This is a genomic window from Pseudomonas sp. BP8, from assembly GCF_017875955.1.
In the GTDB taxonomy this organism is placed as follows: Bacteria; Pseudomonadota; Gammaproteobacteria; order Pseudomonadales; family Pseudomonadaceae; genus Aquipseudomonas.
In genome coordinates, this window is sequence record NZ_JAGINK010000001.1 from 2,374,782 (window position 1) to 2,389,380 (window position 14,599).

The 14,599-nt window shown below is 65.9% G+C and carries 2 protein-coding genes; one reads left to right on the plus strand and one right to left on the minus strand.

The window, feature by feature from the left end; genetic code table 11:
- Positions 1 to 22: 22 nt before the first annotated feature.
- Positions 23 to 553 (minus strand): RNA polymerase factor sigma-70, encoded by a 531-nt coding sequence (locus J3B00_RS10515; protein WP_209867418.1) that lies wholly within the window; start codon positions 551 to 553, stop codon positions 23 to 25.
- Positions 554 to 1,629: 1,076 nt separating this feature from the next.
- Between J3B00_RS10515 and J3B00_RS10520 the strand changes: the two genes are divergently transcribed.
- Positions 1,630 to 14,583: a non-ribosomal peptide synthetase gene (locus J3B00_RS10520; protein WP_209867419.1), complete on the plus strand. Its 12,954-nt coding sequence runs from the start codon at positions 1,630 to 1,632 to the stop codon at positions 14,581 to 14,583.
- Positions 14,584 to 14,599 lie beyond the last annotated feature (16 nt).

Sequence of the window (14,599 nt, forward strand, 5' to 3'; positions counted from 1 at the left end):
CGCCTGGCGACCCCTGAATGCCTCAAGCCAGGCGGCTGGCGGTCTTGCGGCAGTGGACCAGGGCATCACGGATCATGAAGTTGACCAGGGTCGGCGATACGCCGAGTTCCTTGGCGATGTCCTTCTGCGGCACGCCATGCAGGCGGTACATCTCAAAGGCATAGCGGGTGCGCTTGGGCAACTCGTTGAGCGCTTCAGCGATGTCTTCGAGCGTCGTCAGATTGATATGTTTGGCTTCTGGCGAGGCGTTCTGAATGACGACATTCATCCCTTCTTCCTCGCTACCGGAATAGCGCAGCTCCATCGCCTGCTTGCGATAGTGGTCGATCGCCAGGTTGCGCACGATCTGGAACAGGTAGCTCAGCTGAGCCTTGAAGGACGAGGTGATCTGCGGCGCGGTACTGAGCCGAAAGAATGCATCCTGCACCACATCCTCAGCGCGCGAACGGCAGCCAGTGATCCGTGCGGCGATTTTGACCAGAATGCTTCGGTTGTCGACGAATGCCTGCAGCAAGGGTGAATCGCACTTACCTGTGGATAGCTGTTCCGCCATGGAAATCACCTTGTCTCTTAAGGGGGAGGGAGCATCCTGTAACTGGATGCTTCCAACGACGTGCGACACGCTATTCCCAATGATAATTATTGTCAAATGCGAAATCGAATCAGTACGTATTCCGGTTGGTTCTATTCGCAACAGCGTGAAGCGGGTCACTTCTTGGTCCGTATCGTTGGTCTGCCATCGGATTGCCCGGGGGGGTGGTTCGGGTGGTGGGGTTTGTAGGTTGGGGGGCTTATCCAATTGATGTGGTGGCTTTTCGGGCCCCTTCCGCCCTTACGGCGGGTCACTTTTTTTCTTGGAAAAAAGTAACCAAAAACCGCTTGCTCCTGCATCCGGCCCTTCGCTGCGCTACGGGTTCCCTCGCTCCGGTCTTGCTCCGGGAGGACCGCGCTGTACGGCCCATCCTGGGCCTCAGCGCTTTCCGGCCATCCATGGCCTCCACCTCCCTGCGCAAGACCTGCGCTCGGCCTCCTGAAGTCGCTGGTAGATCAAGAGCCAGATCAAGATCAACAGCCAGGGCAACGGCGGGCGAATCGCTGCGCTCTCGCTTTGTTTATTTACCAGCGGAATTGTGGTGTGGCTGGCAGGGCTGCGCCCTGCGATTTGCATTGGCAGTCCCGGCCTCTTCGCGGGACAAGCCCGCTCCTACAGGGGTTGCGCCGAATTCAAAGTTTGCGCTGTACCTGTAGGAGCGGGCTTGCCCCGCGAAGAGGCCCGAATATCCACCACCTATGCCACTATCGAAAACAACGCCAGCCCAGACGCCACCCGTAACTTGGAGACCTCAGGAGGCCGTATGTGGGAGCCAGCGGTTTTTGGTTACTTTTCTCCAAGAAAAAAAGTGACCGCCGTAAGGGCGGAAGGGGCCAGCAGCGCCACCCCATCAAATGGATAAGCCCTCAACCTGCAAGCCCCAGCCCCAGCCCCATCTCACTCCACAATCCGTGAAGAACCTTAATTATTCCGTCCGCCAATCCGTTCCCCTGTGTACATCCGGCTGCCGAACGCTGCCCACCGACCTTGCGTGGCCGCGCCGGCGCGACTTACCCAGACACTGGCAGGAACACCCCATGACGGACGCCTTCGAACTCCCGCACTCGCTGGTCCAGGCCCTGGCGCAACGCGCCGCGCAGACCCCGGACAAGATCGCCTTGCGCTTTCTGGCCGACGATCCCCGCGAGCAGGCCGTGCTCAGCTACCGGGAGCTCGACCAGCGTGCACGCACCATCGCCGCTGCCTTGCAGGCCCGTGCCGGCTTCGGCGACCGTGCTGTGCTGTTGTTCCCCAGTGGTCCAGACTACGTGGCGGCGTTCTTCGGTTGCCTGTATGCCGGGGTGATCGCGGTACCGGCTTACCCGCCGGAGTCGGCCCGCCAGCACCATCAAGAGCGATTGCTGTCGATCATCGACGATGCCGAGCCGCGCCTGCTGCTGACTGTTACGGCCTTGCACGGCAGCCTGCAAGGCCTGGAAGCGCTGGCGGCGGACAACGGCCCTGAACTGCTGGCAGTGGACAGCCTGGACTCGGCGCTGGCCGCGAACTGGCGCGAGCCCGTGCTGAAGGCTGATGACGTCGCCTTCCTGCAGTACACCTCGGGCTCCACCGCATTGCCCAAGGGCGTGCAGGTCAGCCACGGCAATCTGGTGGCCAACGAACAGTTGATCCGCCAAGGTTTCGGCATCGACCTCAACCCCGACGACGTGATCGTCAGCTGGTTGCCGCTGTACCACGACATGGGCCTGATTGGCGGCCTGCTGCAGCCGATCTTCAGTGGCGTGCCGTGCGTATTGATGTCGCCGGGTTACTTCCTGGCCCGGCCGCAGCGCTGGTTGCAGGCCATCAGCGAGTATGGCGGCACCATCAGCGGTGGCCCCGACTTTGCCTATCGCCTGTGCAGCGAGCGGGTTAGCGAGGCCTCGTTGGCCGGGCTCGACCTGAGCCGCTGGCGCGTGGCCTATTCCGGCTCCGAGCCGATCCGCCAGGACAGCCTGGCGACGTTCGCCGACAAGTTCCAGGCCAGCGGCTTCGACCCGCAAAGCTTCTTCGCCAGCTACGGCCTGGCCGAAGCCACCCTGTTCGTCAGCGGCAGCCGCCGTGGCCAGGGCATCGCCGCGCTGCAACTGGACGCCGAAGCCTTCGCCGCCAACCGCGCCGAGCCGGGCAAAGGCAGCGTGCTGATGAGCTGCGGCTACCCGCAGCCCGGTCACCCGGTACGTGTTGTCGAGCCGCAGCACTTGCAGGTGCTGGGCGACAACCAGGTCGGCGAAATCTGGGCGGGTGGCCCGAGCATCGCCCTGGGTTACTGGCGCAACCCAGAAGCCAGCGCCCGTACCTTCGTTGCAATGGACGGCCAGACCTGGCTGCGCACCGGCGACCTGGGCTTCATGCGCGAGGGCGAGGTGTTTGTCACCGGGCGACTGAAAGACATGCTGATCGTGCGCGGTCAGAACCTGTACCCGCAGGATCTTGAAAAAACCCTTGAACGCGAAGTCGAGGTGCTGCGCAAAGGCCGGGTGGCCGTGTTTGCCGTCGAGCAGCGCGGCGAGGAGGGCATCGGCGTGGCAGTGGAGATCAGCCGCAATGTGCAAAAGGCAATCAAGCCCCAGGACCTGATCAAGACCCTGCGCCAGGTGATCGCCGACGCCTGCCGCCAGGCCCCGGCCGTGGTCCTGCTGCTGAACCCGGGCGCGTTGCCCAAGACTTCCAGTGGCAAGCTGCAGCGCTCGGCCTGTCGCCTGCGTATGGACGATGGCAGCCTGGACTGCTACGCGCGCTTCCCTGACCTGAACGAAACCGGTGCAAGCGCGGCTGTTGGCGATGAGCTGCAGGCGCGCATCGCCGCTGTGTGGCGCGATATCCTCAAGGTTGAGGCGGTTGCGGCAGACGACCACTTCCTGCTGCTGGGCGGCAACTCCATCGCCGCCACCCAGGCCAGCGCGCGTCTGGCCGATGAGCTGGGTGTCAACCTGAGCCTGCGCACCTTGTTCGAAGCGCCGGTACTGGCCGATTACCGTAACGCTGTGGCGTCGATCATCGCCGAGGGCGCTGCTGGCACCGCCACCATCGCAACGCTGGAGCGCACTCAGGCCTTGCCCCAGTCGCTGGCGCAGAACCGCTTGTGGCTCATGTGGCAGTTGCAGCCGCAATCGGCGGCCTACAACATCCCGGCCGGCCTGCAACTGCGCGGCGAGCTGGACGAAAGCGCGTTGGAAGCGGCGTTCGAGGCGCTGGTGGCACGCCACGAATCCCTGCGCACGGTATTCAGCGAAGAAAACGGCGAGGCCCTGCAACGCATCTTGCCGAAGCAGTCGTTCAGCCTGCGCCGTCTGGACCTCGAAGGCCAAACCCTCGAGCAGGTCACCGACCAGCGTGAAGCCGAGGCCCGTCAGCCGTTCGACCTGACCCAAGGCCCATTGCTACGCGTGACCCTGGCACGCCTGGACGACGAAGACCATCAGCTATGGGTGACCCTGCACCACATCGTCGCTGACGGCTGGTCGCTGAACATCCTGCTGGATGAATTCGCCAAGCTTTACGCTGCCCGTTGTCAGGGCCTGGAGGCCAACCTGGCACCGCTGACCCTGGGTTACGCCGACTATGGCACCTGGCAGCGCCAATGGCTGGCCGGCGGTGAAGCCGAACGCCAACTGCAGCACTGGAAGGCACAGTTGGGTGATGAACTGCCGGTGCTCGACCTGTGCACCGACCACCCCCGCGCCAGCCAGCGCGAGCACAGTGCTGCGCGGTTCAACCTCAAGGTGCCGGCCAAGCTCGCTGACGCACTCAAGGGCCTGGCCCGCGAACAGCAGGCCAGCCTGTTCATGGTCCTGCTGGCCGGTTGGCAGGCACTGCTGCACCGCTACAGCGGCCAGGCTGACATCCGTGTCGGTGTGCCCAACGCCAACCGCCCGCGCCTGGAAGCCCAGGGTATGGTCGGCTTCTTCATCAATACCCAGGTACTGCGCGCGCAGCTCGATGGCCGCCTGCCATTCACGCAGTTGCTGGCCCAAGTGCGCCAGGCCACCCTTGAGGCGCAGGCTAACCAGGATCTGCCGTTCGAACAGCTGGTCGAAGCCCTGCCTGAAGCCCGTGAGCAAGGTCTGTTCCAGGTCATGTTCAACCACCAGCAACGCGACCTGTCGGCCCTGCGTCGCCTGCCGGGGTTGTTGGCCGAGGAGCTGCCGTGGCACAGCCGTGAAGCCAAGTTCGACCTTCAGTTGCACAGTGAAGAAGACCATCAGGGCCGCCTGAGCCTGGCCTTTGACTATGCCGCCGAGCTGTTCGACGCCAGCACCGTCAAACGTCTGGCCCATCACCTGCTGGCGCTGCTCGAACAGGTGTGCGCAGCGCCGCAGCGGGTGCTGGGCGAGGTGCAATTGCTCGACCAACCTGGCCGCGCGCAACTGCTGGGTTGGGGCCAGGCACCGGCCAGCGCACCGCAGCACCTGCTGGTCGAGCAACTCAATCAGCAGGCACGCCTGACCCCGCAGCGCACTGCCCTGGCCTGGGACGGCGGTAGCCTCGACTACGCCGAACTGCACCAGCAGGCCAACCGCCTGGCGCACTACCTGCGCGACAAAGGCGTCGGCCCCGACACCTGCGTAGCGATCGCCATCGAGCGTTCACCGCAGTTGCTGGTGGGCCTGCTGGCGATCCTCAAGGCCGGCGGCGCCTATGTGCCGCTAGACGTTGACTACCCGGCCGAACGCCTGGCCTACATGCTCGCCGACTGCAACGCCGGCCTGTTGCTGAGCCACAGCAGCCAGCTGGGCAAGCTGCCGCAGGTCGACGGGGTCAGCGCCATCGCCCTCGACCAGCTGCACCTGGACAGCTGGCCCAGCCACGCGCCTGGCCTGCACCTCTGCGGCGACAATTTGGCGTACGTGATCTACACCTCCGGCTCCACCGGCCAGCCCAAGGGCGTGGGCAATACCCATGCGGCGCTGGCCGAGCGCTTGCAGTGGATGCAGGCCACCTACGCGCTGAATGACAGCGACGTGCTGATGCAGAAGGCGCCGATCAGCTTCGATGTGTCGGTGTGGGAATGCTTCTGGCCGCTGGTGACCGGCTGCACACTGGTACTTGCCGGCCCCGGCGAACACCGTGATCCACAGCGCATTGCCGCGCTGGTGCAGGCCCATGGCGTGACCACGCTGCACTTCGTGCCGCCGCTGTTACAGGTGTTCGTCCAGGAGCCGCAGGCGGGTGCCTGCAGCAGCCTGCGCCGGTTGTTCTCCGGTGGCGAAGCGCTCTCTGCCACGCTGCGTGACCGCGTGCTGCAAGTGCTGCCGCAGGTGCAGTTGCACAACCGCTACGGCCCGACCGAAACCGCCATCAACGTCACCCACTGGCACTGCCAGGCGGCGGATGGCGAGCGCTCGCCAATCGGCCGGCCGCTGGGCAATGTGGTGTGCCGTGTGCTGGACGATGAGCTTGAGCTGACCGCCCCCGGCGTGCCGGGCGAGCTGTACCTCGGTGGGGCGGGCCTGGCCCGTGGCTACCTTGGCCGCCCCGGCCTTACTGCCGAGCGCTTCGTGCCCCAGGCCGACGGGCACGGCGAGCGTCTGTACCGCAGCGGCGACCGTGCCCGCTGGCAGGTGCAGCTTGAGGCGCTGGAATACCTCGGTCGCCTCGACCAGCAGGTAAAGGTGCGTGGTTTCCGCGTCGAGCCTGAGGAAGTGCAGGCCTGCCTGCTGGCACAGGCAGGTGTGGAGCAGGCGCTGGTGCTGATTCACAAGGATGCCGTTGGCGCGCAACTGGTGGGTTATTACCGTGGCAGTGCGCAGCCCGGCGAAGTCCTGGCCGTGCTGGCCGAGCAACTGCCCGCGTACATGGTGCCGGCGCAGCTCATCCAGCTGGCACAGCTGCCACTGGGCCCCAGCGGCAAGGTCGACCGTAAGGCGCTGCCGGCCCCGGTGTGGCAGCAACGCGAACATGTCGAGCCGCAAACCGAGTTGCAGCAACAGGTCGCCGCCATCTGGCGCGAGGTGCTGAACCTGCCGCGCGTCGGTCTGCAGGATGACTTCTTCGCCTTGGGCGGACACTCGCTGCTGGCCACCCAGATCGTCTCGCGCAGCCGCCAGGCCTGCGATGTCGAGCTGCCGCTCAAGGCCCTGTTCGAAGCCAGTGAGCTGGGCGCCTTCTGTGCCGAGATCGCTCGCATCCGCGCGGCCGGCGAGCGCAACCTGCAAGGCGCAATCGCTCGCGTCGACCGCCGTCAGGCCGTAGCGCTGTCGTACTCGCAGCAGCGCATGTGGTTCCTCTGGCAAATGGAGCCGGACAGCCCCGCATACAACGTCGGCGGTATGGCGCGCCTGCGCGGTACCCTGCATGTGGACGCCTTCGAGCGTGCGCTGCAGGCGCTGATCGTGCGCCACGAAACCCTGCGTACCACCTTCCCCAGCATCGACGGCGTGCCGTATCAGTGCGTGGCCGAAGACAGTGGCCTGCACCTCGACTGGCAAGACTCCAGCGCCTTGCCCATTGATGCCCGCCAGCAACGCCTGCAACAACTGGCCGACGACCAGGCGCACCAGCCGTTTGACCTGGAGCGCGGCCCGTTGCTGCGCGCCTGCCTGGTCAAGGCCGACGAGCGCGAGCACTACGTCGTGCTGACCCTGCACCATATCGTCACCGAAGGCTGGGCCATGGACATCTTCGCCCGCGAGCTGGGCGAACTGTACGAAGCCTTTGTCGATGACCGCGAGTCACCGCTGGCGCCGCTGCCGGTGCAATACCTTGACTACAGCGTGTGGCAACGGCAATGGCTGGAAAGCGGCGAGGGCGCTCGCCAATTGGCCTACTGGAAGGACCGCCTGGGCGATGAGCACCCGGTGCTGGCGTTGCCTGCCGACCGCCCGCGGCCGGCAGTACAGAGCCACCGCGGTGAGTTGTACCGCTTCGAACTCGACCCGGCGCTGGTCGCCCGTGTGCATGCCTTCAACAGCCAGCGCGGCCTGACCCTGTTCATGACCATGACCGCCACCCTGGCCGCTTTGCTACACCGCTACAGCGGCCAGCGTGACCTGCGCATCGGTGCGCCGGTGGCCAATCGCATCCGCCCGGAAAGCGAAGGCCTGATCGGCGCCTTCCTCAATACCCAGGTGCTCCGCTGCGAGCTGGACGGTCAGATGACCGCCAACGCGCTGCTGGAGCAGATGCGCCAGGCCGCCATCGAAGGCCAGTCGCACCAGGACCTGCCGTTCGATCAGTTGGTGGAAGCTTTGCAACCGCCGCGCAGTAGCGCCTACAACCCGCTGTTCCAGGTGATGTGCAACGTGCAGCGCTGGGCCTTCCAGCAAAGCCGCACACTGGCCGGCATGCAGGTGGATTATCTGGTCAACGACGCCAGTGCCACCAAGTTCGACCTGTACCTGGAAGTCACCGACCTCGACGGCCGCCTGGGTTGCTGCCTGACCTACAGCCGCGACCTGTTCGACGAGCCCCGCATCGCGCGCATGGCCGAGCACTGGCAGCAGCTGCTGGTCGGCTTGCTGGACAACCCGCAGCAGCGCCTGTGCGAGCTACCGATGCTCGGCAGCGCCGAACAGCAGGTGCTGGCCGGCCAGTTGCAGGGCGAGCACGGCTTCGACCTCGAGCAGACCCTGCACGGCCTGTTCGCCGCCCAGGCGGCGCGCACGCCAGAGGCTGGCGCGCTGACCTTCGCCGGCCAGCACATGAGCTATGCCGAACTCGATCAGCAGTCCAACCGCCTGGCCCGCGCCCTGCGCGAGCGTGGCGTCGGCCCGCAGGTACGCGTGGGCCTGGCGCTGGAGCGCTCGTTGGAAATGGTCGTCGGTCTGCTGGCCATTCTCAAGGCCGGCGGCGCCTACGTGCCACTCGACCCCGAGTACCCGCTCGACCGCCTGCGCTACATGATCGAAGACAGCCGCATCGGCTTGCTGCTCAGCCAGCGTGAGCTGCTGCAAACCCTGGGCGAGCTGCCTGAGGGCGTGGCCCGCTGGAGCCTGGAAGACGATGCCGCCTGCCTGGTGGCGTACAGCGATGCGCCTCTGGACAACCTCAACCTGCCGCAGCACCAGGCTTACCTGATCTACACCTCCGGCTCCACCGGCAAGCCCAAGGGCGTGGTGGTCAGCCATGGCGAATTCGCCATGCACTGTCAGGCGGTAATCGCGGCGTTCGGCATGCGCAGCGATGATTGCGAGCTGCATTTCTATTCGATCAACTTCGACGCTGCCAGCGAGCGCCTGTGGGTGCCGTTGCTGTGCGGTGCCCGTGTGGTACTGCGCGCCCAGGGTCAGTGGGGCGCCGAGGACATCTGCCAGCTGGTGCGCGAGCAGCAGGTGAGCATTCTGGGCTTTACCCCCAGCTATGGCAGCCAGCTGGCTCAATACCTGAGCGGGCAGGGCGAACAACTGCCGGTGCGCCTGGTGATCACCGGTGGCGAAGCGCTGACCGGTGAGCACCTGCAGCGTATTCGCCAGGCCTTTGCGCCGCAGCAGTTCTTCAACGCCTACGGCCCGACCGAAACCGTGGTCATGCCGCTGGCCTGCCTGGCGCCTGAGGTATTGCCAGCGGACCTCGGCAGTGTGCCGATCGGCCGCGTCATCGGTAGCCGCACGGCCTACATCCTCGACGAAGACCTTGCCCTGTTGCCGCAAGGTGGCATTGGCGAACTGTACGTTGGCGGCGCCGGCCTGGCCCAGGGCTATCACGACCGCCCGGGCCTCAGTGCCGAGCGCTTCGTCGCCGACCCGTTCAGCCGCGAAGGTGGCCGCTTGTATCGCACTGGCGACCTGGTGCGGCTGGGCACTGACGGCTTGGTCGAGTACGTCGGGCGTGCCGACCAGCAGGTAAAGATCCGCGGCTTCCGCATCGAACTGGGCGAGATCGAGAGCCGCTTGCAGGCCCATGCCGATGTCGACGAGGCCGTGGTGCTGGCCCTCGACCTGCCGGGTGGCAAGCAGTTGGTGGGTTATCTGGTGTGCAAGCAGGCCAGCGCCGGTAGCGAGGCGCAAAGCCTGCTGCGTGAAGCAGTGAAAGCCGATGCCCGCCAGCACCTGCCGGATTACATGGTGCCTGCGCACCTGGTGCTGCTCGACTGCCTGCCGCTGATGGGTAACGGCAAGCTCGACCGCCGTGCGCTGCCGCTGCCGGACCTGGAACAAGCGCGTCAACAGTACCAGGCCCCTGGTAGCGAGGTGGAAACGCAACTGGCACAGATCTGGCGCGATGTGCTCAACGTTGCCCGGGTGGGTGTGCAGGACAACTTCTTCGAACTGGGCGGCGACTCGATCCTGTCGATCCAGGTGGTCAGCCGGGCCCGTCAGGCCGGCTTGCAATTCACCCCGCGTGACCTGTTCCAGCACCAGACCATCCAGACCCTGGCGGCCGTGGTTCAGCACAGCGAAGCCGCGAGCACGGTCGAACAGGGGCTGCGTCAGGGCAAGAGCGGGCTGACGCCGATCCAGCACTGGTTCTTCGACAGCGAAGTGCCGCAGCCGCAGCACTGGAACCAGGCGGTGTTGCTGGAGGCGCGTCAAGCGCTGGATGAGGCGCTACTGGAGCAGGCCCTGGCTATGCTGGTGCAGCACCACGACAGCCTGCGCCTGCGCTTCTGCGAGGCCCGTGACCGCTGGCAGGCGGAGTACGCCCAACCTGACGCCAGGCAATTGCTGTGGACCGCCACCGTCGCCGATTTCGCCGATTGCCAGGCGCTGTACACCGACCTGCAGCGCAGCCTCGACCTGCAACAAGGCCCGCTGCTGCGCGCCTTGCTGGTGCGTGACGGGCAGGGCAGCCAGCGCCTGTTGCTGGCGATCCATCACCTGGTGGTCGATGGCGTGTCCTGGCGGGTACTGCTGGAAGACCTGCAGGCGCTTTACCGTGGTCAGCCGCTGCCAGCCAAGACTCATGCCATGGGCGACTGGGCTGCGCGTCTGGCCAGTTACGCCGGCAGCGATTCGCTGCGCGACGAACTGAGCTGGTGGCAAGGCCAACTGGGCGGCGTGCGCCGCGAGCTGCCGTGTGATCATCCGCAGGGCGGCAACCTGCACCGCCACGCCCAGACCCTGGCCATCGGCCTGGACGTGGAGCAGACCCGGCAACTGCTGCAACAGGCCCCGGCGGCCTATCACACCCAGGTCAACGACCTGCTTTTGACTGCACTGGCACGTGCCTTGAGTCGCTGGAGCGGCGATGAGGAAGTGCTGGTACAGCTCGAAGGTCACGGCCGTGACGGGCTGTTCGAAGACATGGACCTGACCCGCAGCGTCGGCTGGTTCACCAACGCCTACCCGCTGAGCCTGCGCCCGCTGCCAGGCGAGGACGACGCGGCGCGGGCCGGTTCGATCAAACGCATCAAGGAACAACTGCGCCAGGTGCCGCACAAGGGCCTGGGCTACGGCGTACTGCGCTATCTGGCCGACCCGTCCGGGCGCGAGCAGCTGGCGGCCTTGCCGCAGGCGCGTATCACCTTCAACTACCTGGGCCAGTTCGACCAGCAGTTCGACAGCGCGGCGCTGTTCCAGCCGCTGGAGACGCCGGCTGGTCTGGCGCATGACCTCGATGCACCACTGCCAAACTGGCTGAGCGTCGATGGCCAGGTGTATGGCGGTGCCTTGCAACTGCGCTGGACCTTCAGCGCCGAGCGCTATGAGCCGCAGACCATTGCCCGGCTGGCAGAGGCCTATCGCCAGGAGCTGCTGGCGCTGGTCGCGCATTGCCTGGCCGATGGCAACGGCAGCTTCACCCCATCGGACTTCCCGCTGGCGCACCTGACCCAGGAACAGATCGACGCACTGCCGGTACCGGCTGCGCAGATCGAGGACGTTTACCCGCTGACGCCGATGCAGGAAGGTATGCTCCTGCACACCCTGCTGGAGCCGGGCACCGGCCTCTACTACATGCAAGACCGCTACCGCATCAACAGTGCCCTGGACCCTGAACGTTTCGCCCAAGCCTGGCAGGCCGTGGTGGCGCGCCACGAAGCGTTGCGCGCATCGTTCAGCTGGAACAGCGGCGAGGCGATGCTGCAGATCATCCACAAGCCGGGCACGCTGGCGGTGGACTACCAGGACTGGCGCGGCCTTGCTGACGAGGCCCAGGAGCAGCGCCTGCAGGCCCTGCACCAGCAGGAGCGCGAGGCCGGTTTTGCCCTGCTCAGCGAAGCACCGTTCCACTTGCGCCTGGTGCGCGTGGCCGACGAGCGCTACTGGTTCATGATGAGCAACCACCACATCCTCATTGATGCCTGGTGCCGCTCGCTGTTGATGAACGACTTCTTCGAGGTTTACCAGGCCCTCGGCGACGGTCGCCAGGCCCAGCTGTCGGTGCCGCCGCGTTACCGCGACTACATCGGCTGGTTGCAACGCCAGGGCCTGGATGATGCACGCGCCTGGTGGCAGGCCAACCTGGCCGGCTTCGAACGCGCCACGGCCATCCCTAGCGACCGCCCGCTGCGCCATGACCACGCCGGTAGCGGCATGGTCGTCGGCGACTGCTACACCCGGCTGGACGTGAGCGCAGGCGTGCGCCTGCGCGAACTGGCCCAGGCCCACCAGCTTACCGTCAACACCTTCGCCCAGGCCGCCTGGGCCCTGGTGCTGGCACGCTACAGTGGCGACCGCGACGTGGCCTTTGGCGTGACCGTGGCCGGGCGCCCGGTAAGCATGCCGCAGATGCAGCGCACCGTCGGCTTGTTCATCAACAGCGTTGCCCTGCGTGTGCAGTTGCCCGTGTCGGGTGAGCGTTGCAGTGTGCGTCAGTGGCTGCAGGGCCTGCTGCAAAGCAACATGGAGCTGCGCGAGTACGAGTACCTGCCGCTGGTGGCGATTCAGGAGTGCAGCGAGCTGCCCAAGGGCCAGCCGCTGTTCGACAGCCTGTTCGTGTTCGAGAACGCGCCGGTGGAAACCGCCGTGCTCGACCACGCCCAGCACCTGAACGCCAGCTCCGACTCGGGCCGTACCCACACCAACTTCCCGCTGACGGCAGTGTGCTACCCGGGTGACGATTTGGGCCTGCACCTGTCGTTCGACCAACGCTACTTCGACTACCCGACCGTCGAGCGCCTGCTGGCCGAGTTCAAGCGCCTGTTGCTGGCGCTGGTGGAGGGCTTCGACGGCGAGGTCAGCGCTCTGCCGCTGTTGGGGGCAGAAGAACAGCGCTTCCTGCTGCAAGATTGCAACCGCACCGAGCGGGCTTATCCGCTGGAACAGAGCTACATCGCGCAGTTCGAGGCGCAGGTGGCCGCCCACCCGGAACGTACCGTGGCCCGCTGCCTGGCGGCCTCCTACGACTATGCCGGGCTGAACCTGGCGGCCAACCGCCTGGGCCACGCCTTGATCTCGGCCGGCGTAAAGGTGGACCAACCGGTGGCGCTGCTGGCCGAGCGCGGGTTGCCGCTGCTGGGCATGATCGTCGGCAGCTTCAAGGCCGGCGCCGGCTACCTGCCGCTGGACCCAGGGCTGCCGGCGGCGCGCCTGCAGAGCATCATCCAGCTCAGCCGTACCCCGGTGCTGGTGTGCAGTGCAGCCTGTGCCGAGCAAGGCCGGCAGTTGCTGGCCGAGTTGGACGTTGCGCTACGGCCGCAGCTGCTGGTTTGGGAAGACACCCAGGCCAGCCCGGTTGCCAGCCACAACCCTGGCATTCACAGTGGGCCGGACAACCTTGCCTATGTGATCTACACCTCAGGCTCCACCGGCTTGCCGAAAGGGGTGATGGTGGAGCAGCGTGGCATGCTCAACAACCAACTGAGCAAGGTGCCGTACCTGGCCCTGAGCGAGCACGACGTGATCGCCCAGACCGCCTCGCAAAGCTTCGACATTTCGGTGTGGCAGTTCCTTGCCGCGCCGCTGTTCGGCGCCAAGGTGGAGATCGTGCCGAATGCCATCGCCCATGATCCGCAGGGCCTGCTGGCGCATGTGCAAGCCACCGGCATCACTGTGCTGGAAAGCGTGCCGTCGCTGATCCAGGGCATGCTGGCCAACGACCACCAGACCCTCGACGGCCTGCGCTGGATGCTGCCGACCGGCGAAGCCATGCCACCGGAGCTGGCCGCGCAGTGGCTGCAGCGTTACCCACAGATCGGCTTGGTCAACGCCTACGGCCCGGCAGAATGCTCCGATGACGTGGCGTTCTTCCGCGTCGATGCCGCGTCGACCCAAGGCAGCTACCTGCCGATCGGCACGCCGACCGACAACAACCGCCTGTACCTGTTTGGCGAAGAGCAGGCACTGGTGCCGTTGGGCGCAGTGGGTGAGCTGTGCGTTGCGGGCACCGGCGTGGGCCGTGGCTATGTCGGCGACCCGGTGCGCACTGCCCTGGCGTTCATCCCCCATCCCCATGGTGCTGCGGGCGAGCGCCTGTACCGTACCGGTGACCTGGCGCGGCAGCGCCCGGACGGTGTGCTGGAGTACGTCGGGCGCATCGGCCACCAGGTGAAGATACGCGGCTACCGCATCGAGCTTGGCGAGATCGAAGCCCGCCTGCACGAACAGGCGCAAATCCGCGATGCAGCGGTGGGCGTACAGGAAGGCGCCAACGGCAAGCATCTGGTCGGTTACCTGGTGGCACACCAGGGGATCGCCGCCGATGCCGCATTGCTGGAGCAGATCAAGCAACGCCTGCGTGCCGAGTTGCCGGAGTACATGGTGCCGCTGCACTGGGGCTGGTTCGACAGCCTGCCGCACAATGCCAACGGCAAGCTCGACCGCAAGGCGCTGCCGGCCATCGACATCGGCGGCCAGCACAGCCAGGCCTACCAGGCGCCGCGCAATGAGCTGGAGGACGTGTTGGCGGGTATCTGGGCCGATGTGCTGAAGGCCGAGCGGGTAGGGGTGCACGACAACTTCTTCGAGCTGGGCGGGCATTCGCTGCTGGCCACGCAGATCGCCTCGCGGGTGCAGAAGCAGCTGCAGCTGAACGTGCCGCTGCGGGCGATGTTCGAGTGCAGCACGGTGGAGGAGCTGGCCGAGTATGTGCAGGGGTTGCAGGGCAGTGCGCTGGATGACGACAAGGTTGATCGGCTTAGTGATCTGATGGCGCAACTCGAAGGGCTGTAGAAAGTCGGGGTCGCAA